The organism is Haloplanus sp. C73 (assembly GCF_051195115.1).
Taxonomy (GTDB): Archaea; Halobacteriota; Halobacteria; order Halobacteriales; family Haloferacaceae; genus Haloplanus.
In genome coordinates, this window is sequence record NZ_JBNTJZ010000001.1 from 658,909 (window position 1) to 679,043 (window position 20,135).

Annotated in this window: 21 protein-coding genes and 1 pseudogene; 12 read left to right on the forward strand and 10 right to left on the reverse strand. The window is 66.0% G+C overall.

Translation table 11 applies throughout. The annotated features are described in order from the left end of the window. Positions 1 to 24: 24 nt before the first annotated feature. The 7 genes and pseudogenes from ACQUSQ_RS03520 to ACQUSQ_RS03550 form a co-directional block, all read left to right on the forward strand. On the forward strand, positions 25 to 462 hold the full coding sequence (locus ACQUSQ_RS03520; RefSeq protein WP_435067112.1) for a type IV pilin: 438 nt from the start codon (positions 25 to 27) through the stop codon (positions 460 to 462). A gap of 43 nt (positions 463 to 505) precedes the next feature. Then, positions 506 to 1,072: a hypoxanthine/guanine phosphoribosyltransferase gene (gene hpt, locus ACQUSQ_RS03525; protein WP_435067113.1), complete on the forward strand. Its 567-nt coding sequence runs from the start codon at positions 506 to 508 to the stop codon at positions 1,070 to 1,072. A gap of 88 nt (positions 1,073 to 1,160) precedes the next feature. Further along, on the forward strand, positions 1,161 to 3,011 hold the full coding sequence (locus ACQUSQ_RS03530) for an ABC transporter substrate-binding protein (protein WP_435067114.1): 1,851 nt from the start codon (positions 1,161 to 1,163) through the stop codon (positions 3,009 to 3,011). Between the two features lie 25 nt (positions 3,012 to 3,036). Beyond that, a complete protein-coding gene (locus ACQUSQ_RS03535; protein WP_435067270.1) occupies positions 3,037 to 4,005 on the forward strand; it encodes an ABC transporter permease in 969 nt (322 codons plus the stop codon). Continuing rightward, positions 4,005 to 5,165 (forward strand): ABC transporter permease, encoded by a 1,161-nt coding sequence (locus tag ACQUSQ_RS03540; protein ID WP_435067115.1) that lies wholly within the window; start codon positions 4,005 to 4,007, stop codon positions 5,163 to 5,165. The genes ACQUSQ_RS03535 and ACQUSQ_RS03540 overlap by 1 nt, the downstream gene beginning before the upstream one ends. After that, positions 5,162 to 6,196: an ABC transporter ATP-binding protein gene (locus ACQUSQ_RS03545; RefSeq protein WP_435067116.1), complete on the forward strand. Its 1,035-nt coding sequence runs from the start codon at positions 5,162 to 5,164 to the stop codon at positions 6,194 to 6,196. Before ACQUSQ_RS03540 ends, ACQUSQ_RS03545 begins: the two co-directional genes overlap by 4 nt. Further along, positions 6,193 to 7,407 (forward strand): annotated as a pseudogene (locus ACQUSQ_RS03550) (ABC transporter ATP-binding protein); the annotation flags it as partial. The gene ACQUSQ_RS03545 and the pseudogene ACQUSQ_RS03550, both read left to right, overlap by 4 nt. Before the next feature lie 331 nt (positions 7,408 to 7,738). Here ACQUSQ_RS03550 and ACQUSQ_RS03555 read toward each other — a convergent pair. Then, a complete protein-coding gene (locus tag ACQUSQ_RS03555) occupies positions 7,739 to 8,020 on the reverse strand; it encodes a transcriptional regulator (RefSeq protein WP_435067117.1) in 282 nt (93 codons plus the stop codon). An 88-nt stretch (positions 8,021 to 8,108) separates the two neighbouring features. Between ACQUSQ_RS03555 and ACQUSQ_RS03560 the strand changes: the two genes are divergently transcribed. After that, a complete protein-coding gene (locus tag ACQUSQ_RS03560) occupies positions 8,109 to 9,077 on the forward strand; it encodes a sugar phosphate nucleotidyltransferase (protein WP_435067118.1) in 969 nt (322 codons plus the stop codon). Here ACQUSQ_RS03560 and ACQUSQ_RS03565 read toward each other — a convergent pair. The 9 genes from ACQUSQ_RS03565 to purB all read right to left on the reverse strand — a co-directional run bounded on the left by ACQUSQ_RS03565 (position 9,074) and on the right by purB (position 15,011). After that, a complete protein-coding gene (locus ACQUSQ_RS03565) occupies positions 9,074 to 9,781 on the reverse strand; it encodes a diphthine--ammonia ligase (protein ID WP_435067119.1) in 708 nt (235 codons plus the stop codon). The genes ACQUSQ_RS03560 and ACQUSQ_RS03565 overlap by 4 nt on opposite strands. 57 nt (positions 9,782 to 9,838) lie before the next feature. Then, positions 9,839 to 10,807 carry a phosphoadenosine phosphosulfate reductase family protein gene (locus ACQUSQ_RS03570; protein WP_435067121.1) on the reverse strand — a complete coding sequence of 323 codons (969 nt, stop codon included), beginning with the start codon at positions 10,805 to 10,807 and terminating at the stop codon, positions 9,839 to 9,841. A 116-nt stretch (positions 10,808 to 10,923) separates the two neighbouring features. Beyond that, complete coding sequence (locus ACQUSQ_RS03575; RefSeq protein ID WP_435067122.1) at positions 10,924 to 11,103, reverse strand: DUF5786 family protein; 180 nt, start codon at positions 11,101 to 11,103, stop codon at positions 10,924 to 10,926. 104 nt (positions 11,104 to 11,207) lie between these two features. Then, positions 11,208 to 11,618, reverse strand: a complete 411-nt coding sequence (locus ACQUSQ_RS03580; RefSeq protein WP_435067123.1) for a DUF5518 domain-containing protein — start codon at positions 11,616 to 11,618, stop codon at positions 11,208 to 11,210. A gap of 60 nt (positions 11,619 to 11,678) precedes the next feature. Continuing rightward, positions 11,679 to 12,005 (reverse strand): hypothetical protein, encoded by a 327-nt coding sequence (locus ACQUSQ_RS03585; protein ID WP_435067124.1) that lies wholly within the window; start codon positions 12,003 to 12,005, stop codon positions 11,679 to 11,681. Positions 12,006 to 12,008: 3 nt separating this feature from the next. Beyond that, complete coding sequence (locus tag ACQUSQ_RS03590) at positions 12,009 to 12,341, reverse strand: YbjQ family protein (protein ID WP_435067125.1); 333 nt, start codon at positions 12,339 to 12,341, stop codon at positions 12,009 to 12,011. A gap of 160 nt (positions 12,342 to 12,501) precedes the next feature. Beyond that, positions 12,502 to 13,065: a DUF7110 family protein gene (locus ACQUSQ_RS03595; protein WP_435067126.1), complete on the reverse strand. Its 564-nt coding sequence runs from the start codon at positions 13,063 to 13,065 to the stop codon at positions 12,502 to 12,504. Between the two features lie 173 nt (positions 13,066 to 13,238). Further along, positions 13,239 to 13,583, reverse strand: coding sequence for a glutaredoxin family protein (locus tag ACQUSQ_RS03600; RefSeq protein ID WP_435067127.1), 345 nt, complete (start codon positions 13,581 to 13,583; stop codon positions 13,239 to 13,241). A 51-nt stretch (positions 13,584 to 13,634) separates the two neighbouring features. After that, positions 13,635 to 15,011: an adenylosuccinate lyase gene (gene purB / locus ACQUSQ_RS03605; protein WP_435067128.1), complete on the reverse strand. Its 1,377-nt coding sequence runs from the start codon at positions 15,009 to 15,011 to the stop codon at positions 13,635 to 13,637. A gap of 96 nt (positions 15,012 to 15,107) precedes the next feature. Between purB and purH the strand changes: the two genes are divergently transcribed. The 4 genes from purH (at position 15,108) to purE (ending at position 20,098) form a co-directional block, all read left to right on the forward strand. After that, the gene (gene purH / locus ACQUSQ_RS03610; RefSeq protein ID WP_435067129.1) at positions 15,108 to 16,685 is read left to right on the forward strand and encodes a bifunctional phosphoribosylaminoimidazolecarboxamide formyltransferase/IMP cyclohydrolase; all 1,578 of its coding nucleotides are present in this window, start codon (positions 15,108 to 15,110) and stop codon (positions 16,683 to 16,685) included. Between the two features lie 114 nt (positions 16,686 to 16,799). Beyond that, positions 16,800 to 18,248, forward strand: a complete 1,449-nt coding sequence (locus tag ACQUSQ_RS03615) for an ATP-binding protein (protein ID WP_435067130.1) — start codon at positions 16,800 to 16,802, stop codon at positions 18,246 to 18,248. A gap of 81 nt (positions 18,249 to 18,329) precedes the next feature. Further along, positions 18,330 to 19,484 carry a 5-(carboxyamino)imidazole ribonucleotide synthase gene (locus ACQUSQ_RS03620; RefSeq protein ID WP_435067131.1) on the forward strand — a complete coding sequence of 385 codons (1,155 nt, stop codon included), beginning with the start codon at positions 18,330 to 18,332 and terminating at the stop codon, positions 19,482 to 19,484. Beyond that, positions 19,481 to 20,098: a 5-(carboxyamino)imidazole ribonucleotide mutase gene (gene purE / locus ACQUSQ_RS03625; protein WP_435067132.1), complete on the forward strand. Its 618-nt coding sequence runs from the start codon at positions 19,481 to 19,483 to the stop codon at positions 20,096 to 20,098. Before ACQUSQ_RS03620 ends, purE begins: the two co-directional genes overlap by 4 nt. The last annotated feature ends 37 nt before the right edge of the window (positions 20,099 to 20,135 follow it).

Genomic DNA, 20,135 nt, shown 5'->3' on the forward strand with positions numbered 1-20,135 from the left:
TCGGCTGGATGATTCGAGACGGACATGTCCGTCCGTCGACTGGTGTGCGACGACGCGGCTCAGAGCGAGGCACTCGGCACCCTGCTTCTCGTCGCGCTCACCATCCTCGTCGCCGGAACGCTCGGCGTCGTCGTCCTCGACGTCGGCCAGCAGGTGGAGTCGACGCCGCAGTCGTCGTTCGACACCGACTTCGGCGAGTCGACGGTGACGATAACCTACCGCGGCGGGAGTACGGTCCCCGAGGCCGACACGCTGGAGACGAAGGCGAGTTCGGGGAGGCTCACCGGCGACGACTGGGAAGCAATCGACGGCCCCGTCACGTCGGGGACGAGCGTCACGCTGACGCTCACCGCCGCCGACGGGTCGGCGCGAGCGTGGAACGGCGAGACGCTGCGCATCGTGTGGACGAGCGCCGACGGCGACACGTCGACGACGCTGGTGCGAACGCAGGCGCCGCGATGAGCAGAATCGCCAGTTTTTATTCCAGACACCGGATACGGTCGACATGGACCAGTTGCGGCAGTCGCTCCTCGACGCGCCAATCATCGAAAAAGGGGACTACGAGTACTTCGTCCACCCCGTCAGCGACGGGGTGCCGATGCTTCGACCCGAACTCCTTCGCGAAATCGTCATCAAAATCATCCGGAAGGCAGACTTAGAGGACGTCGACAAAATCGTCACGCCGGCGGCGATGGGTATCCACATCTCGACTGCCGTCTCGCTGATGACCGACATCCCGCTGGTGGTCATCCGGAAGCGCCAGTACGGCCTCGACGGCGAGGTGTCGCTCGCGGCCCAGACCGGCTACTCCGAGAGCGAGATGTACATCAACGACGTGGAGGCGGGCGACCGAGTGCTCGTCCTCGACGACGTGCTGTCGACGGGCGGGACGATGAAGGCGATTCTCGACGCCCTCGAACACATCGGCGCCGAGATTATCGACGTGGTGGCGGTCATCAAGAAGGCGGGCCCGAACGAACTCGACGACGCCGGCTACAGCGTCAAGACGCTCATCAACGTCACCGTGGAGGACGGCGAAGTCATCATCACCGACCCCCACGGCGACGGGTAGTCGAAACCGACCGCTCCGAGACTAGCGGCGTCTATCGATTTTTCGCATGACCGATGGGTATTAGTGCGCACCGCCGTTGTGAGGTAGTATGCCGTCTGGTAACGACCGCCGAAGTGACTCGGGCACGGGGGGTCGGGGACGACGCCGACGGGACGTGTTGCGACTCCTCGGGGCGACGGGGGTCGCCGGGCTCGCAGGCTGTTCGGGGGGTGGAGGAAGTGATGAAACGACGAGCGAACCGAGCGTCCGGGGCACGTACGTCTCGGCCACCAGCGTGGACGCCCAGTCGCTCAACTGGCTGACCATCGCCGACGCCACGTCGGGCACGTTCATCACGAGAACCCTCGACGGAACGTGGGCCATCACGCCCGACCGGGAGATTTTCCCGTTGTGGGCGGATTACTCGACAGACGACGGCCGCGTCTACGAAATCGAACTCCGCGACAATTTGGAGTGGGGCGCCGGCTACGGACAGATGACCGCCGAGGACTGGGTCTATATGATTCGAAACGTCTTCCAAGCCCAGCCCAACTGGAGCGGCTACCCCGACGCCGACGCGTGGTTCAGGACGAATCCCGAATCGGGTGAGCGGGAGCCGATTCCGGTCGAGCAGACGGGGACGCGAACCTTCGAAATCAGGCTGTTCGACGTGGACCCCTCGTTCCCGTTCAAGCCCGTGCTGTGGCGCCAGCAGTGCATCCCGAAGGGCATCCTCGAGAAGTACGTCCCGGACCAGGACACGGAGGGCCTCCAGCAGGACGAAGAGCTCAACACGCTAGCCTACACCGGGAATCTGGGACCGTATTCGTTCGATTCGTGGGAGCGCTCGGCGCGCTACACCGTCACCCGCAACGAGGACTACTACCTTCGGGACGTCGACGACGTCCCCGAGCGCTTCTTGGAGGCACCCTACTTCGACGAGAAGGTGTATCGGGTCATCAACGAGGAGAGCACGCGTCTCGGTGCCTTGGAGTCGGGCGAGGTGGATTCGGCGGGCGTCCCGCCCGACAAGGCGACGCGGTTCGAGAACCTGCCGAACGTCAACCTCAACGTCTCGCCCCAGCCCTACGCTCGCATCATCGTCTACAACATGCGGTCGAACGGCTGGGAGCCCTTCCGCTCGACGGCGGTACGACGGGCGCTCGGATTCGCGGTCAACAAGGAGACGCTGGTGTCGAACGTCCTCCGGGGCTACGGAGAGGTCGCCCAGACCATGCAGCCCGAGTGGTCGCAGTGGTACGACGACAGCCGGGTCGAGGAGTTCGGCGTCGGCGACCGATACGGGCCGGAGGAGACGCGCTCGCGGCTCGAATCCGCCCTTTCGGACACGGAGTACGCCTACGACGGCGAGCGATTGGTCGACGGGTCGGGCGAACAGGTGTCGCTCTCGATTTACTACGACTCCGGGCAGTCGACCGAAGGCACCACCGCCGAGTTCATCGCACAGGAGTTCAGGGAGAACGCCGGTATCGACGTCCAACCGGAGGCCGTCGCCTCGTCGACGTTCCAGAGCAACTACGTCCAGACGTCGCCACCGGAGGGTACGGACCCCGAGTGGAGCGTCAGCACCTTCAACGGCGGCCCGCGCGATGTCGCCACCAGCGCCGAGCCGTGGGACATGTCCATCAACCTCCAGTTCAACACGTACCCCTTCACGCCCGCCTCCAGCAAGGGCTTCTTCGAGAAGCGCGGTGGCATCAACTTCTACGGCTACTATCCGGACGCGGACATCGCGGGGCTGTACGAGCAGGCGTCGGCGACCACGGACGAGCAACGCCGACTAGAACTGTTCGGGGAGGCGTTCGGGCTCATCAGTCAGGAACAGCCGTTTGGCTTCCTGACGATGCCGTCGAGCGTGAGCGGGTACGCCGACGACGTCCGGGGCTACGACGAGGAGTTCAACACGGTATGGGACGCTCAGACATGGTACTTCGCGTGAGCGGAGGTTGGGACGAGCAGTGAGCATGCGCTGGTACGTGGTTCGGCGGGTGCTGTGGTCGGTCGTCGCCACGTTTCTCATCCTCTCTATCACGTGGGGACTGCTGGCGATTACGCCGAATCCGGCGGCGGAGCAACTGCAGTTCCAAGCCGCCGCGAGCGGCGGGTCCGCCGAGGCAGCGGAGGAAGCCTTCGAGACACGACGCGGCCTCGACCGGTCGCCGTGGGTGCGCTACCGCGAGTACATGCTCAACATGGCGACGCTCAACTGGGGCTGGTCACAGAGCCGCTCCCAGCCAGTCGTCGACGCCATCGCCGCCGCGCTCCCCTACACGGCAATCTACTCCGTGCCGACGACGATCCTCTCCATCCTGATTGGCCTCTCAATCGGCCTCTACTCGGCCACCAACCAGTACACCAAAACGGACTACGCCGCCACCTTCGTCGCCTTCTTCGGCTACGCCATCCCCAACTTCTGGTTCGCCATCATCTTGCTGCTGGTCTTCGGCGTGCAACTCGGCTGGTTCCCGGTGGTGTTCGACTCCGACCTCCCCCTCTTCAGCCTCGGGATGGCGCGTCAACTCGTCCTCCCGGTCATCGTGCTGGTGACGGGGACCATCGCGGGCATCATGCGCTACTCGCGCGCCGAGGCGCTGGAGTACGTCGAAAGCGAGTTCGTCAAGACGGCGAAAGCGAAAGGCGCCAGCGAGTTCCGCATCCTCACCCGCCACATCCTGCGCCCCGCGGCGGTGCCGCTGATGACCATTCTCGTCGGCGACATCCTCGGCATCTTCCTCGCGGCGTCGTACCTCGTCGAAGTCGTCTTCGGCATCCCCGGCCTCGGCCAACTCTCGTACAACGCCATCTTGGCGCAGGACACGTCGCTCGTGTTGGGGACGACGCTCATCTTCACGTTCGTCTCGGTCATCGGCAACCTGTTACAGGACGTGGCCTACACGATACTGGACCCGCGAATCGAGTACGGTGACCGCTGATGTCGGGCGACACCTTCGAATCGGTCGACTGGTCGGAGACGGGCGGGCGCCTCTCGACGCTCTCGCGGCGCGACTGGGGCGCGGTACTCGCCGGCCTCGCGCTCGTCGTCGCCTTCTGCTACGACTACCTTCTCCTCCCCGCGGACCGGCCGACGATTACGGCGCCCGTCGAGTGGAACGTCACGCAACTCGACTGGCTGTTCGTGGTGACGCTGCTCGCGCTCCTGTTTTACGTCGTGGTCCCGCTCTACGGCAACCGCCGGCTGACCGCCTACTACTGGCAGGAGTTTCGGAAGAATCGGCTGGCCGTGGTGAGTCTCGCGTACCTGCTCGTCGTCTTCTGTATCGGCGTCGTCGGCCCCCTGTTCTTGGAGCAGCCGACGCTCGCACTCGACCAAGCGTACCAGCCGCCCGCCTTCCTCAGTGTCGACTCGACGGTGCCCGTGAACTGCGTCGGGAGCGTCGTCGACGGGCGGTGTCAGGGGACGATGGCACACCCGCTCGGCACGACTGGCGACGGGAAAGACATCCTCGTCCTCGTCATCTACGGGATGCAGGTGAGCATGAAAGTCGGCCTCATCTCCACCCTGCTCGTGGTGACCATCGGGACGACAGTGGGAACGGTCGCCGCCTACGGCGGCGGACTCGTCGACGAACTCCTGATGCGCTACGTCGACATTCAACTCGTCTTCCCCGCGTTCTTCCTCTATCTCCTGCTGACCTACCTGTTCGGCGGGAGCCTGTTCATGTTCATCGTCATCTTCGGACTGACTGGCTGGGGGTCGATAGCCCGCCTCGTCCGCTCCGAGGCGCTCCAGCGCGCCGAGGAGGCGTACATCACCGCGGCCCAAAGTGCGGGCGCGGGCACGCTCTATGTCATCCGACGCCATCTCGTCCCCAACGTCTCGAACAGCGTCATCACCGCCGCGACGCTCCTCATCCCGGGATTCATCCTCTTCGAGGCGTCGCTGTCCTTCCTCTCGCTGGGGGACCCGACCGTCCCCTCGTGGGGGCAGGTCATCGCCACCGGCCGGAGCGACCTCTCGACGGCGTGGTGGGTGTCCACCGTGCCCGGCGTGTTCCTCTTTACGACCATCCTCGCGTTCAACTTCATGGGCGACGCGCTCCGTGACGCGCTCGACCCCCGACAGGAGACATGACCGAGCCACTACTCTCGATACGTGACCTGCGCACCGTCTTCCACACCGACGAGGGCCTCGTCCGCGCCGTCGACGGCGTCAGTTTCGACGTGGGCCGCGGCGAGACTGTCTGTCTCGTCGGCGAGTCGGGAAGTGGCAAGACCGTCACCGGCGAGTCCATCACCCGTCTCATTCGGACGCCGCCCGGCGAAATAGCCGGCGGCGAAATCGTGTTCGACGGACAGGACCTGACGGCGCTCTCGGACGCCGACCTCCGTGCCCTCCGCGGCGACCGCATCGCTCACGTCTTCCAGAACCCACAGGGCGCGCTCAACCCGGTCTACACCGTCGGCTGGCAGATAGTCGAGGCCATCCAACTCCACGAGGACGTCGACAGAGAGGCGGCGCGGTCGCGGGCCGTCGACCTCCTCGACCGCGTCGGCATCCCCGAGGCAACCCGCCGGTTCGACGACTACCCACACGAGTTCTCGGGCGGCATGAAACAGCGCGTCTCGCTCGCGATGGCACTCGCCACCAGTCCCGACCTCCTGATTGCGGACGAACCCACGACGGCACTCGACGTGACCATCCAGAACCAGATTCTCGACCTGCTCCGCGAGATTCAAGACGAGTTCGACACGAGCATCCTGCTCATCACACACGACTTGGGCGTCGTCGCCGAAGTCGCGGACCGCGTGGTGGTGATGTACGCGGGCAAGGTGATGGAGCAGGGTGGCGTGTTCGACGTGTTCGAACATCCCTCTCACCCATACACCCGCGCGCTACTCGACTGCCTGCCGGGGCGGGGCGAGGGCGAGTCCATCGGCGGCACGCTCCCCTCGGTGACGGACCCCCCGGACGGCTGTCGGTTCCACCCGCGGTGTGCGTACGCCGTCGACGCCTGTTCGACGGGCGAGCAACCGCCGATGTGCGCCGCCAACGATGACGACGACCACGTCGTCTCGTGTGTCCACTACGAATCCGGCGGCGACCCGTCGGTCGTCCGAGGCGACGCGCGTCCCGCCACGACGGGACGGGAGGACGAGTCGTGACCCGGCCCCTGCTCGATGTCGAGGGGCTGACGAAACACTACCCGGTGACGGAGGGCGTCCTTCGGTCCGAGGTGGGGCGGGTGCGCGCCGTCGACGGCATCAGTTTCACCGTCGACCGGGGCGAGACGCTGGGTCTCGTCGGCGAATCCGGGTGCGGGAAGTCGACGGCGGCGCGGACGGCGCTCCGCCTCGAAGAACCGACGGAGGGCCAAATCGTCTTCGACGGCGAGGACGTGACCGAGTATGGCGAGCGCGAACTGACGAAGTTCCGCCGACGGGCGCAACTGGTGTTTCAGGACCCCACGTCGAGTTTCGACCCGCGGATGAGCATCGGCGAGTCGGTGGCCGAACCCCTGCGCGTCCACGGGATGCGCGACCGGGGGCGACGCCGGCGCATCGTCGCCGACCTCCTCGAACGGGTAGGGCTGGCGGCCGAGGATATGGACCGCTACCCGCACGAACTCTCGGGCGGGCAGAAACAGCGGGTGGGGCTGGCGCGTGCCCTCGTCATCAACCCGGACCTCATCGTCGCCGACGAACCCGTGAGCGCCCTCGACGTGAGCGTGCAGGCCGACATTCTCGACCTCATCGACCGCCTTCAGCAGGAGTTCGGCCTCGCCATCGTCGTCATCAGCCACGACTTGGGCGTCGTCCGCGAGGTGTGTGACCGGGTGGCCGTGATGTATCTGGGCGAACTCGTCGAGACGGCGCCGACCGAGGACCTGTTCGAGGACCCGCGCCACCCCTACACTCGCGCACTCTTGGGGTCGACGCCGGTCGCCGACCCCCGTCGCCGCGGGCAGGGGACGACGCTCACGGGCGACGTACCGAGTCCGTCCGACCCGCCGCCGGGCTGTCGGTTCCACACCCGCTGTCCCGAGGTGATTCCCGACGAGGCGTACGACCTCGACAGCGAGACGTGGCGCTCGGTGTTGGACCTCCGGCTCCGGGTGCTCTCGGGACGCGTCGATACCGAGGCCGTCCGCACCTACGCGGCGCCGGACGACGACCCCGCGAACGCCGACCCCGATGCGGTGCGGGCCGCGATTCGCGAGGAATTCGACCTTCCCGCGACGCTGTCCGACGCCGAGGCCGAAGCCGCGCTGTCGGACGCGCTGACCCGACTCGCGGACGCCGACGTCGACGGCGCCGCCGACCGACTGAACGACGCCTTCCCGACCGTGTGTCGGCGCGAACAGCCCGCACTCCGTCCCGCAACGGGCGCGCTCGATGCCGACGAGTGGGCGGCCATCAAGCGACTCCGGGTGTGGGTCGCGACCCGCGTCGACGGCGACGACGTTCTCGACCACCTCGAACGGCGGTGTGCGAACGAGGCGGGCCGCGAGGGCGAGGTCGACCGGTTGGCGGTTCGTGCCGCCTTCCGGCTCCCCGAACCGCTGTCCGACGCCGAGGCGGAGCGGGCGGTGGGGGCGGCCATCGACGCCCTCCTCGCCGGGCGGGCGGGCGACGCCGCCGACGAACTCTACGGTGCGTTCGGGTCCGTCAGAGAGCGCGCCTGCCACCTCGACGGGTAGGCGCCGGTCAGTCCTCGATGAGAAACGCGGGTTCGTCGATGCTCTCGCTCCGGCACTCGGGGCAGGTCGAGGGGTCGTTTATCGGGTCGTCGAAGCCGTCGAAGCCGCAGTCGCGACAGGTGGGCGGCGAGACGAGAAATTCCTCGTCGTCGTCGATAGACTGGGCGACGTGTCGCAGGTGGTCGTAGACGGCGGTGCGGGCCGTGCCGACGCGGGTGGAGAGTTCGCTCGCCGTCGCCGGCGCCTCGCGAATCGCCGCCGCGATTCGTTCTCGTGTCGTCGACTCCATGGCGGTCGTTGCGGTGGCGGGGACAAATCGCTTGCCACCCGACGCAGGATACAAAAAGAACTTGTCGCTGTGGGTGGTCGGGACGAGCATGAAGGCTATCGTCCTGGCGGGAGGATACGCGACCCGCCTCTGGCCGATTACCAAACATCGGCCCAAGATGTTCCTCCCGGTCGGGGATTCGACGGTCATCGACACCGTTTTCGAGGACCTCGAAGCCGACGACCGCATCTCGGAAGTTTACGTCAGCACGAACGAGCGCTTCGCTGACGAGTTCGCGTCCTATCTCGACGATAGCGGGTTCGAGAAACCGACACTGTCCGTCGAAGACACGACGGGCGAGGACGAGAAGTTCGGCGTCGTCGGCGCACTCGCCCAACTCATCGACCGCGAGAACGTCACCGAAGACCTCGTCGTCGTCGCCGGCGACAACCTCATCAGCTTCGACGTCTCCGAGTTCGTCGACTTCTTCGAAGCCAAGGGCACCCCCGCGCTCGCCGCGTACGACGTGGGCTCGAAAGAGCGTGCGCGCTCGTACGGACTGGTCGACCTCGACGGCGACCGCGTCGTCGACTTTCAGGAGAAGCCCGACGACCCCAAGAGCACGCTCGTCTCGATTGCCTGCTACGCGTTCCCCGCGGAGACGCTCTCGCTGTTCGAGGAGTATCTCGACGCGGGCGAGAACCCCGACGAACCGGGGTGGTTCATCCAGTGGATACAGTCGCGACGCCCGGTCCACGCCTTCACCTTCGACGGCGCGTGGTTCGACATCGGGACCCCGGAGAGCTATCTCGATGCGGTGGCGTGGCATCTCGACGGCGACGTGCGCGTCCATCCGGACGCGACCATCGAAAACAGCGACCTTCGGGAGAACGTCCACGTGATGGCGGGCGCGGAGGTAGTGAATTCGACGCTCGAAGGTACCGTCGTCTTTCCGAACGCGACCATCCGCGACGCGGACGTGCGCCGCTCTATCATCGACGAGGAGACGCGCGTCGAGAACCTCGACCTCGCGGACGCGCTCATCGGCGCCCACTCGACGATGACGAACGGCGGCTAAGCCAGTCGCGCGTCGGTGATGTCGAGGTGACCTCGCGTTCCCTCCCACACTCGCTCCCACGTCAGTTCGATGGGACGGGACATGTGCGGGCCGTCGGTCACGAGCGTCTCGAACTCCCCGCCCTCGCCGAGCGGGTGGACGCCGTAGCGCTCGTTGAGTTCGAGTAGCTTAGCGAGCGCGTCCCTGTCGAGACGCCGCCCCAGCCACGACTCGTCGAGGCCGCCGGCGGCGACTTGGATGATGCGAATCTCGAAGCCGGCGTCGAGCATGTCTTCGGCGAGGGCGACTGGGTCGCGCTGCCACAGGGGGGCATACAGGTCGATACCGAGTCGGTCACACATTCCTTCGATACGGCTGGTCTGGAACTCGCTCTCGATGGCGCCGGCGGTGACGCCGGTGAGTCCCTGCTCGACCAACTCGCCGAGCGCCGCCTCCAGCGGTTCGAGTTCGGCGTCGCCCTGCGCGCCCGAATCGGTTGCCGCCGCCGCGCCGAAGTCGTCGGGGTCGATTTCCAGTAGGTCGATGCCGATGCTCTCGGCGGCGAGCGCCGCGAGGTCCGTCGCGGGGACGTGGTACATGTAAGAGTCCTCGCCGGGGTGGACCGTCACCAGTTTCGTCACGTTCAGGCCGTCTTCGAGCGCGCGGTACAGCGCCCACGAGGAGTCCTTGCCGCCGGAGAAGAGACTCGCCCACTGCTCTGTCATTGGCGAGTGTACGCGAAGAAGGGGGTTAGGAACTGCGGTTTGCGGTGCGGGAGGCGCCTACATGTAGCCCAAGTCGCGGAGGCGCTCCATCAGGTCCTCCTTGTCCTGGGCACGGCCGGCGCGCTCGGTCGTGTTCTCGATGTCTTGGAGCCACGCGGGCTCTTCGTCGGATTTCTCGGTGCTGACCTCGCTCCCGAGCGAGCGGAAGCCGGCGAAGTACTTCGGACTGACCGGGATGTCGTCCTGCGTGAGGCCGTTGGGCAGGTCGTCGGCGCTCTGGGGGACGTAGCCCTCGTCCGGGAAGCCCTCGACGGTGTCGGGGACGACGTAGTTCCAGAAGACGTCCCAGACGTCGCGCTCGGCGAACTGGAGAATCGGCTGAATGCGGTCGTGGGGCGGGTAGATGTCGGGGTCGTGACGCGGGCTGAAGAACGTCTCGTCGGCGCGGGCCTCCTGTTCGTCCCAGCGGACGCCGGAGATGACGCCGTCGATGCCGTACTCCTCGAGGGCGTCGTTGAGCGCGACGGTCTTCAGCAGGTGGTTGCCGACGTAGGTGTCGAGCAGGAACGGGAAGGTGTCGTCCTCGTATTCGAGGATGTTGCGGACGTGGTGCTGGTTGTGCTCGGAGAGCTCCGAAACCGGAATCTCGTCACCGGGAGTGAGGCCGTTTGCCTCGACGTACTCGCCCACGTCCTCGTTGCGGGCGTAGATGACGTCGAGGTCCCACTTCTCGGCCCAGTGGTCGACGAAGTCGTGGATGGCGTCGAAGTGCTGGTAGTGGTCGATGAAGACCGCCGGCGGCGTTTCGAGGTCGAACTTCTCGGCAACCTCCTTGATGAAGTAGAGGGTGAGCGTCGAGTCCTTGCCACCCGTCCACATCACGGCCGGGTTCTCGTACTGTTCGAGGCCGATTCGCGTCACGTCGATGGCCTTCTCGATTTTGTCTTCGAGCGTCGGATAGTCGTCCGGCGACTCGCCCTCGCCGTCCGTGTAGTCGACGTCGAGGTAGTCTGGGAACTCGCTCATCGTATAATGACATGTAATTACCGACGGTAAAGTGTTTTTTGACATGCGTCCGGGGTGTGTTCACACCGAGCGAGTCGCTAGAAGCCGATGAAAGCACGAAAAACCGGCACGGCGACCTACTCTTCGTCGTCGTCTTTCATCTCGCCGAGGCGGTCGACCAAGTCGTCGGTCGATGCGTCGGTTTCGAAGGAGACGGAGCCATCGTGGTCGTTCTCGCGGACGCTGACGCCCTCGCTGTCGTCTGCGTCTACCTCTTGGTTCTTCTGTTCGGATTCATCGTAGCTCCCAAAGCCCATACCCTATCCTTCGCAGCCACCGAATTAAAGGGTCCGGTGTGTGGTTGATGCGGCGCCCGTTTGGTGCCAACCGTCGACACTCGACGCCGTCGACGCGGGCGAACTCACCGAATCTCTCCGCTCGAATCGCTGCTCGACTGGTCGCCACCGCTGAAAAACGAGTGGAGACCGCCACCGATGAGCCCACCGCCCAAGCCGAGCAGTAGCGAGTGGCCGACGATAACGATTGCCACGATAATCGCCGACCCCGCCAACAACCCCCCGATTACGGGCACGTCCGCCAGAAGCGCACCGGCGATAATCGAGATAGGTATGGCGGGAATTATCATCAACCCGCCCTTCGCCCCGCCCGCCTTGAGGCCGCCAGTGACGCCCTCCTGTTGGAGATAGCCGGCGACTGCCCCACCGAAGACTGGCCCGATGGTGTTTATCCCCGGGACGAAGTACAGCAACGACGATACGAGCACCCCGATACTTGCGTTCTTGAGCGTCTCCCCCTCGAGGTCTGAGTCCATGACTTACATGTCTATGTATCGATATTACAAATAAACGTTTGCCCGATTTCCTGCCGTTTACTAGTGCGGGAAAAGTATCGAGACGCCACTCGAAATCGCAGCCGCCGTCAGAACTGACGCGACGAGGGCCGAGAGCGGCGTTCCAATAAACAGCCAGCCCAGCGGAAAGAGCGCGAACGCCACCCCGACGAGTCCTCCGATTACCCCGCCGGAGACACCCGACGTCACGCCGAGCGGGGCGGCAGTCGCTGCGCCGGCGATAGCCGGCGACACGATGTCGACAATCGTCGCCATCCCACCCCCGACGCCCATCATCGCACCCATTGCCAGACCGAAGACGCTGCCGACGACGGCCCCGACGACGCCCGTTACGGTGAAGTGAGCCATCGTCTATTCGAGACTCACGGCCGTCCCGTAGGCGAGCACCTCGGTCACCCCGTCGGTCACTTCGGTTATCTGGAAATCCAAATTCACGATGGCGTCTGCATCGGCCTCCATAGCCGTCTCCTCCATGCGGTCCAGCGCCTCGTTTCGAGCATCCGTGAGCAGTTCGGAGTACCCGTCGAGTTCGCCGCCCCGAATGTTCTGGAGGGACGCCTTCATGTCCTGTCCCACGTTTCTCGCCCGGACGGTGTTGCCCATCACGACCCCGATTTCCGATTGAATCTCCTCCCCAGCTATCGATTCACGGGTCGATATGGTCGGTCGGCGTCGCCGCGACATAATATACACCTACGACATCGAACATATAAAATTTGTCAGCGTTCTGTCCGCGCCGGGGACTCATCCGTTCGGCGAGCGGCCGCAAAAGCGAGCGTCTACCGTGGTCGTGCCGTCGACTCGGGGCGCCGAACGCCCCACGAGAATCCGACCGCGTCGGGCGTTAATCCGAAATGAACTGATTGTCCCGCCAGTTGACGCCGTTTTTCTCGGCCTGTGACTGGCTGGGGTTCTCGACGACTTCGACCGACGCGGGTCGGTCTTCGCCCTCGACGATACGCGTCGCTTCGAGTTCGTCGTCCTCCTCGACGATGGCGGTAAGCGTCCCTTTCTCCGCCATCCGAGCGATGTCTCGGAGGACGAGGAACATGGGGTACTGGAGCGCGGTGTTCTGGAGGACAGTCTCGCGGTCACCCTTGAAGCAGGCGAACTCGACGAGTTCGGACGGAATCTCCTCTTCCTCTTCCTCCCACGGGCCCCCGGCCCGGGGTGGCTCTTCCTCGTACACCCGCGTCTCGGTGACGCTGGCTTTCAGTTGCGCCGTCGGCGTGTACTTGCTCAGGTCCTCGTCCTCGGCGACGGCCTTGAGGATGAGCGTGTTATTGCGTCGGGTGAGGTTGACGTCGGCGATTTCGGGTGGGAGCTCCGGGTCCCCATCGAAGTAGTCCTGCACGTCTTCGAGTGGCAGTTCGAGCGTCGAGTGGAGTCGATATACGCGGCCTGACATAGTTTGTTCTCGGCGAGGTGGCACCGCTGCGCCCGTCTACGTTCTCGTAGGGGGCGTATGTTTATATGACCTGCTGTTCTCCTTGGACGGCGAACACGTCGTGGTCGGTGTCGCGTCTCGGCGGTCATAACTCGCCACGGGCGACGACCGGGCGCGACACGCGACCAGTCGGCTCATTCGCCGGCGAGTTTGGCTTCGAGTTCGCCCCGCTCGTCGAGTTCGGCGAGGATGTCGCTCCCGCCGATGAACTCGCCCTCGACGAACGTCTGGGGCGTCGTCTCCCACCCGCTGTGGGCTTCGAGCGCGTCGCGGAACTCGTCGACGGCCGGCAGCACGTCGACCGTCTCGAAGTCCTCGACGTACTGGCTGATGAGTTCGAGCGCTCGCTGGGAGTAGCCACACTGGGGCATGAGGCGGTTGCCCTTCATGAACAGCACCACGTCGTTCTCCTCGATTGCGGTGTCGACTCGCTCCTGCACAGTATCGGCGTCAAGGTCGCTCCCGGGTTGGAACGTCATACCGTTATGTAGGACACGGCACCTGAAAGGGGTTGCGCACCGACCGTCGGCTCACTCCGAGGCGAGGTCCGACGCTCGACCGGTGTAGCCCGCGGGCGTCAGCGCCCGAAGCTCCTCGCGCACCGACTCGTCGACCGCGAGGTCGTCGAACAGCGCTCGGAAGTCGTCGAGGGTCACGCGCTGGCCCCGCGTGAGTTCCTTCACGCGCTCGTAGGCCTCGGTGTCGCCCTCACGGCGGAGGATGGTCTGGACCGCCTCGCCGATGACTTCAGGCGTCGCGTCGAGTTCCTCGCGCATCACCTGCTCGTTCGGCACGACTTTCTCCAGCCCGGCCTCGGTCTTGCGGTAAGCGATGAGACAGTGGCCGAGCGCCGCACCCATGTTCCGCTTGACGGTGGAGTCCGAGAGGTCGCGCTGGAGGCGGGAGGTGGTGACGTAGTCGGCGAGGAAGGTCAGGTCGGAGTTGGCCTTCGAGAGGTTGCCCTCGCTGTTCTCGAAGTCGATGGGGTTGACCTTGTGGGGCATCGTCGACGACCCCGTCTCGCCCTCGACGGCCCGCTGGCCGAGATAGCGGTCGGAGACGTAGAGCCACGCGTCCCGGTCCAAATCGAGGAGGACGTTGTTGACGCCGCGGAGGGCGTCGAAGAGCGCGGCCACGTCGTCACAGGGGTTGACCTGCGTCGCGAGCGGCGTGTGGTCGAGGCCGAGGCCGGTCACGAACTCGCGGGCGAACCCCGGCCAGTCCACGTCGGGGTAGGCGGCGTGGTGGGCGGCGTAGGTGCCCGAGGCGCCGGCGAGTTTCCCCGAGAGGGCGTCGGCCGCCTCGCGGACCCGGCCCATCGTCCGACCGAGGCGCGCGGCGACGACGGCCATCTCCTTGCCGAAGGTGGTCGGCGTCGCGGGCTGACCGTGGGTGCGCGCGAGCATCGGCGTGTCGCGATAGTCGCGCGCCAGCGACGACAGTTCGTCTCGCACGTCCGCAAGCGCAGGAAGAAGCACCTCCTCCACGGCGGGTTTGAGCAGGAGTCGGTGCGCGAGGTTGTTCACGTCCTCGCTGGTCAGGCCGAAGTGAATCCACGGGTGGAGTTCGTCGTCGGTCCGGGTTCGCAGGAAATACTCCACGGCCTTCACGTCGTGATTCGTGGCCGAATAGCCCTCGGCGCCCTCGGTTTCGAGGCGCTTGACGAGGCGGGCGTCCTCGGCGTCGAACGACTCGTAACAGTCGCGGAGCGCGTCGGGGTCGTCGACGGTGACCGGCGTCACGTCGAGGTCGGCTAGCGCGAGCAGATACTCGACTTCGACGCGGACGCGAGCGCGCATGAGCGCCGACTCGCTGGCGTAGGGCACCAGCGGTTCGGTGTACCGAGCGTAGCGACCGTCGAGCGGCGAGACCGCCGCGAGCGGGTCGCTTCGTGGCAAATCTGTCATAGTTCGCAGTCTCCGTGGGCGACGCAAAAACGTGCCGGTCGGGACGGAGCCGGCGGAGTCGGAACTGTTTTTCCCTCGCGCGAGCCTCCCACGACCATGCTCCGAATCGCGGGTCTCGCCGGCAATCGCGGACGGAATCTGATGCACATCGCGGACATGGCACCGGGCGGCGCCGAGGTGGCTGTCGTCCTCACCGACGACGAGTCGGCGCCGGCGCTCTCGGCGGCGGCCGACCGCGGCATTCCGACCGAAGTGGTCGAACGCGGTGACGACGAGTCCCACGCCGACCACGAGAAGCGTGTCCTCGCACATCTCGACGACTACGAGTTCGACCTCGTCTGTCTCGACGGCTACATGCGCGTCCTCTCGGGCGACTGCCTCGACGCCCTGCCGACGACGCTCAACGTCCACCCCTCGCTACTCCCCGCCTTCCGCGGCGAGGACGCCCACGAACAGGCGCTGGACGCCGGCGTCCGAACCACGGGCTGTACCGTCCACGTCGCCACCGAGGAACTCGACGCCGGCCCCATCGTCACGCAGGAGGCGGTGCCGGTCCACGAGGACGACGACCCAGCCGACCTGAAAGAGCGTGTCCTCTACCGAGCCGAGTTCAAGGCCTACCCGCGGGCCGTCCGCTGGTTCGCCGAGGACCGCGTGACTGTCGACGAGGATGGCGTCACCGTCGACGGCGACGAATCGGGGCAGTTCCCCGCCCGGCGCGTCGTCTCCGACGACCGGAACCGGACGCTCCGCTACGGCGAGAACCCGCATCAGGACGCCGCGCTCTACGCCGACGCCGCGAGCGACACCGCGAGCGTCGTGCAGGCCGACCAGTTGAATACGGGCGCGAAGTCGCTTTCCTACAACAACTACAACGACGCCGACGCGGCGCTCGAACTGATTCGAGAGTTCGAGGACCCCGCCGCGGCGGTCATCAAACACACCAACCCGGCGGGGTGTGCAACCGCCGACACGCTGGCCGAGGCGTACGCCGACGCGCTCTCGACGGACGCGATGAGCGCGTTCGGCGGCATCGTCGCCCTCAACCGCCCCTGCGACGCGGAGACGGCCGCGGCCATCGTCGAATCGTTCAAGGAAGTCGTCGTCGCCCCCGGCTACACCGAGGGCGCGCTCGACGTCCTCACCGAGAAGGAGAACCTCCGCGTCCTCGACGTCGGCGAGTTCGACGGCGAGCGCCCGACGCTGACCGAGAAGCCGCTGACCGGCGGCCGACTCGTGCAGGAGCGAGACGACTGGGTGCCGACCCGCGACGACCTGGACGTCGTCACCGAACGCGACCCGACCGAGGCGGAGATAGAGACGATGCTGTTCGCGTGGCGGACGCTCAAACACGTCAAGTCGAACGCCATCCTGTTCGCGTCGGGGACGGAGACGGTCGGCATCGGCATGGGACAGGTCAGCCGCGTCGACGCCGTCCGACTGGCGGCGATGAAAGCCGAGGAACACGCCGACGGGAAGTCCGCCGAGGGTGCGGTGATGGCCTCGGACGCCTTCTTCCCGTTCCCGGACGGCGTGGAACAGGCGGCCGAGGCGGGCATCGACGCCGTCATCCAGCCCGGTGGCTCCGTCAACGACGAGGACGTCATCGCCGCCGCCGACGAACACGATATGGCGATGGCCTTTACCGGAAAGCGGTGTTTCCGGCACGACTAACGGGAGTGCCGGAAGCCAGCAGGGCGAGCGGAGCGAGTCCTGCGCGGCTTCAGACACGACTGACGTCCGCGTCCCGTACGAAGTATCGACGCTGATAGCCGACGGCGAAAACATATGAGTACGGTCGTCGTACCCTCGCAGGTGCAAGACGACGGCGAGCCAATCACAGTCCTCTACGTGAACGACGACCCGGACCTGCTGGAGCTACTGGTCAGAGGGCTCGAACGCGAACGCGAGCAACTGAACGTGCTGACGGCGACGTCGGCGGACGAGGGGTTCGAGACGGTCCGCACCGAGGGCGTCGACTGCGTGCTGAGCGACTATCATATGCCGGGGCGGACGGGGGTGGAGCTACTCCGAGACGTTCGGGAGTTCGACGAGGACCTCCCTTTCATCATGTTCACCGAGACGGGCGACGAGGTGGCCGCCAGCGAGGCCATCTCGGCAGGCGTCACCGACTACATCATTCGAGAGCCAATAGGCAGTCAACACGAACTCGTCGCCCGGAAAATCATCTCTCACGTCGAGCGCCGCCGGATGGAGCGCCGGGCCGCCCGCGCGGACGAGCGACTGCACGAACTGGCGGCGACGTCGAACGACGTCCTGTGGACGTTCTCCGCCGACTGGGAGGAGCTTCTGTTCGCCAACGACGCGTACGAGGAGCTGTTCGGCCACTCTATCGAGACGCTTCGTGCCGACCCGAGCGCGTTTCTCGGCGTGGTCCACGACGACGACCGCGACCGAGTGCAACTGGCGATGGAGCGGGCCTCGACCGGAACGGCCCAGCAAATCGAGTTCCGAGTCGACCACCCGTCCGGCGTCCAGCTCTGGGTGGAGTCACACTGCAAACCCGTCATGGACGACGGGACGGTCCAGCGCGTCGTCGGCTTCACGCGCGACATCACGGAACGCAAAAACCGCGAACAGGACCTCGCGAGGAAAAACGAGACGCTGGACCAGTTCACCTCGACCGTCGCACACGACCTTCGAAACCCGTTGAACGTCGCGGACGGGCACCTCGGCATCGCTCGCCGGGAGTGTGAGAGCGACCACCTCGAACCGGCCGCGCGAGCGCTCGCCCAGATGAACGACATGCTGGAAGACCTGTTGACGCTCGCCCGGACCGGCGAAACCATCGACGAACTCACCACGGTCGACTTTGCCGATATCGTCGAGGCGAGCAGTAACAACGTGGCGACGACACAGGCGACACTCGAAGTCGTGGACTCCGCCCGGATTCGGTGTGACCCCGGCCGGCTGAAAGAGGCGATAGAGAACCTGCTCCGAAATGCCGTCGAGCACAACCCGGAGTCGGTCCGAATCACGGCCGGTATCCTCCCGGACCGAAGCGGCGTGTACGTCGAAGACGACGGCGAGGGGATTCCGGTCGAAAAGCAAGACCAGATTTTCGAGAGCGGCTACACGACGCTCCACGCCGGAACCGGCTTCGGGCTGTCCATCGTCAGCGAAATCGTCGACGCCCACGGCTGGGAGGTCCGCGTTCGGACCGCCGACTCCGGCGGCGCGCGATTCGAGATAACCGGCGTCGAGTTCGTCGACTGAACTCCCCGAATCGAAGCAGTCTACGACTGGCGGCAGTCCGCTGTAACAACGTTTAAGCGCGACTCGCCACCACCACCGGGTATGACGATAACCGTCCCCGGACCGACGCTCGGCGTCGTCGGCGGCGGCCAACTCGGCCGGATGATAGCCGAGGCGGCCGCCCCACTCGGCGTCGAGGTAATCGTACTCGACCCGACGCCCGACTGCCCGGCCGCGCCAGTCGCGCGCGACCAAATCGTCGGTGACTTCGACGACCCCGACGCAATCAGTCGGCTGGCCGAACGCACCGACGCACTCACCTACGAAATCGAACTCGCGGACCCGGACCACCTCGCAAGCGCGAGCGAGGCGGCGGACGTGCCGGTGCATCCGACGCCCGAGACGCTCCGGACGATTCAGGACAAGTTCGCGGAGAAGGAGATGCTCTCGGCGGCGGACATCCCCGTCCCCGACTACCGCCGCGTCGACTCGGTGGCGGACCTCGAAGCCGCCGTCGAGGAGTTCGGCGAAGTCATGCTGAAGGCGCGCCACGGCGGCTACGACGGCCGCGGGAACGTTCCCGTTCGCTCGGTCGAGGAGGCCGAGGCCGCGATTCGTGAGGTCGGCTCGGTCGAGGACCCCGACGCCATCGCGGAGGCCTTTGTCGACTTCGAGCGCGAAGTCTCGGTCATCGGCGTACAGGGCGAGGACGAGGTCCGAACCTTCCCCGTCGGCGAGAACGTCCACGAGGAGGAGATTCTGCGCGAGACCATCGTCCCGGCGCGGTCGAGTACGGCGACGAAAGGCCGCGCCCAGACCGTGGCTCGGGACGTCCTCGACGTCCTCGACGGCCGGGGCGTGTTCGGCATCGAACTGTTCGAGACGCCCGACAGCGAGATTCTGGTGAACGAAATCGCGCCACGCCCCCACAACTCCGGGCACTGGAGCATCGAGGGCGCGGTCACCTCGCAGTTCGAACAGCACGCCCGCGCGGTGCTGGGGTGGCCGCTGGGGTCGACCCAGCAACGGGCGCCGACGGTGAGCGCGAACATCCTCGGCACCGTCGACGAACGACAGCCGGCCGACCTCGCCGGCATCGAGCGAATCCTCGAACGCGACGCCACGCATCTCCACTGGTACGGCAAAGAGCAGGTGTACCCACTCCGAAAGATGGGTCACATCACGGCGACGGGCGAGGACGTCGACGAACTGCTCGAATCGCTCCGCGAACTGCGCGACAGCCTCACCTTCCAATGAGCGACGGACTCGACACCCTGATTCACGAACTGCACGCACAGGCCGACGACCCGACACCGACCGAGGAGACGCCCGAGGTGGGCATCATCATGGGGTCGGATTCCGACCTCGACGTGATGGAAGGGGCGTACGACGCCCTCCGCGAACTCGGCTTCGCCGAGCAGACGGACTACGACGACCCGCCCGAGGCCCGCTTCACCTTCGAGAGCTACGTCGTCTCGGCTCACCGGACGCCGGACCTGATGTACGCGTACGGCGAGACGGCGGCGGACCGCGGCCTCGACGTCATCATCGCGGGCGCGGGCGGGAAATCCGCGGACCTGCCGAACATGACGGCGTCCATCGCGTACCCGCTCCCGGTCATCGGCGTGCCGGTACAGGAGAAGTCGGTGGATTCGGTCATCGGGATGCCGACAGGTGCGCCCATCGTCGCCGTCGACGCGGGCAAGTCGTACAACGCCGCGCTGTCGGCCGTCCAGATTCTCGGACGCGAACACGCGGAACTCGTCGACCGCCTCGAGGCGGAACACGAGTCCCTGCGGGCGGGAGTCGCGGACGTGTCGAAATCGCTGCACGACCACGGCATCGACGGGTTCCGCGACCGTCGCGAGTGAGTGGGGTCAGTCGCGACAAATCGGCAGAATACGGGCG

Coding starts and splice junctions, on each gene's coding strand:
- ACQUSQ_RS03590 (WP_435067125.1), bottom strand. CDS start 12,341: ATGTCGCGGCGACGCCGACCGACCATATCGACCCGTGAATCGATAGCT.
- ACQUSQ_RS03575 (WP_435067122.1), bottom strand. CDS start 11,103: ATGGGCTTTGGGAGCTACGATGAATCCGAACAGAAGAACCAAGAGGTA.
- ACQUSQ_RS03520 (WP_435067112.1), top strand. CDS start 25: ATGTCCGTCCGTCGACTGGTGTGCGACGACGCGGCTCAGAGCGAGGCA.
- ACQUSQ_RS03560 (WP_435067118.1), top strand. CDS start 8,109: ATGAAGGCTATCGTCCTGGCGGGAGGATACGCGACCCGCCTCTGGCCG.
- purE (WP_435067132.1), top strand. CDS start 19,481: ATGAGCGACGGACTCGACACCCTGATTCACGAACTGCACGCACAGGCC.
- ACQUSQ_RS03580 (WP_435067123.1), bottom strand. CDS start 11,618: ATGGACTCAGACCTCGAGGGGGAGACGCTCAAGAACGCAAGTATCGGG.
- ACQUSQ_RS03565 (WP_435067119.1), bottom strand. CDS start 9,781: ATGACAGAGCAGTGGGCGAGTCTCTTCTCCGGCGGCAAGGACTCCTCG.
- hpt (WP_435067113.1), top strand. CDS start 506: ATGGACCAGTTGCGGCAGTCGCTCCTCGACGCGCCAATCATCGAAAAA.
- ACQUSQ_RS03615 (WP_435067130.1), top strand. CDS start 16,800: ATGAGTACGGTCGTCGTACCCTCGCAGGTGCAAGACGACGGCGAGCCA.
- ACQUSQ_RS03570 (WP_435067121.1), bottom strand. CDS start 10,807: ATGAGCGAGTTCCCAGACTACCTCGACGTCGACTACACGGACGGCGAG.
- ACQUSQ_RS03530 (WP_435067114.1), top strand. CDS start 1,161: ATGCCGTCTGGTAACGACCGCCGAAGTGACTCGGGCACGGGGGGTCGG.
- ACQUSQ_RS03585 (WP_435067124.1), bottom strand. CDS start 12,005: ATGGCTCACTTCACCGTAACGGGCGTCGTCGGGGCCGTCGTCGGCAGC.
- ACQUSQ_RS03535 (WP_435067270.1), top strand. CDS start 3,037: ATGCGCTGGTACGTGGTTCGGCGGGTGCTGTGGTCGGTCGTCGCCACG.
- ACQUSQ_RS03545 (WP_435067116.1), top strand. CDS start 5,162: ATGACCGAGCCACTACTCTCGATACGTGACCTGCGCACCGTCTTCCAC.
- purH (WP_435067129.1), top strand. CDS start 15,108: ATGCTCCGAATCGCGGGTCTCGCCGGCAATCGCGGACGGAATCTGATG.
- ACQUSQ_RS03555 (WP_435067117.1), bottom strand. CDS start 8,020: ATGGAGTCGACGACACGAGAACGAATCGCGGCGGCGATTCGCGAGGCG.
- ACQUSQ_RS03600 (WP_435067127.1), bottom strand. CDS start 13,583: ATGACGTTCCAACCCGGGAGCGACCTTGACGCCGATACTGTGCAGGAG.
- purB (WP_435067128.1), bottom strand. CDS start 15,011: ATGACAGATTTGCCACGAAGCGACCCGCTCGCGGCGGTCTCGCCGCTC.
- ACQUSQ_RS03595 (WP_435067126.1), bottom strand. CDS start 13,065: ATGTCAGGCCGCGTATATCGACTCCACTCGACGCTCGAACTGCCACTC.
- ACQUSQ_RS03620 (WP_435067131.1), top strand. CDS start 18,330: ATGACGATAACCGTCCCCGGACCGACGCTCGGCGTCGTCGGCGGCGGC.
- ACQUSQ_RS03540 (WP_435067115.1), top strand. CDS start 4,005: ATGTCGGGCGACACCTTCGAATCGGTCGACTGGTCGGAGACGGGCGGG.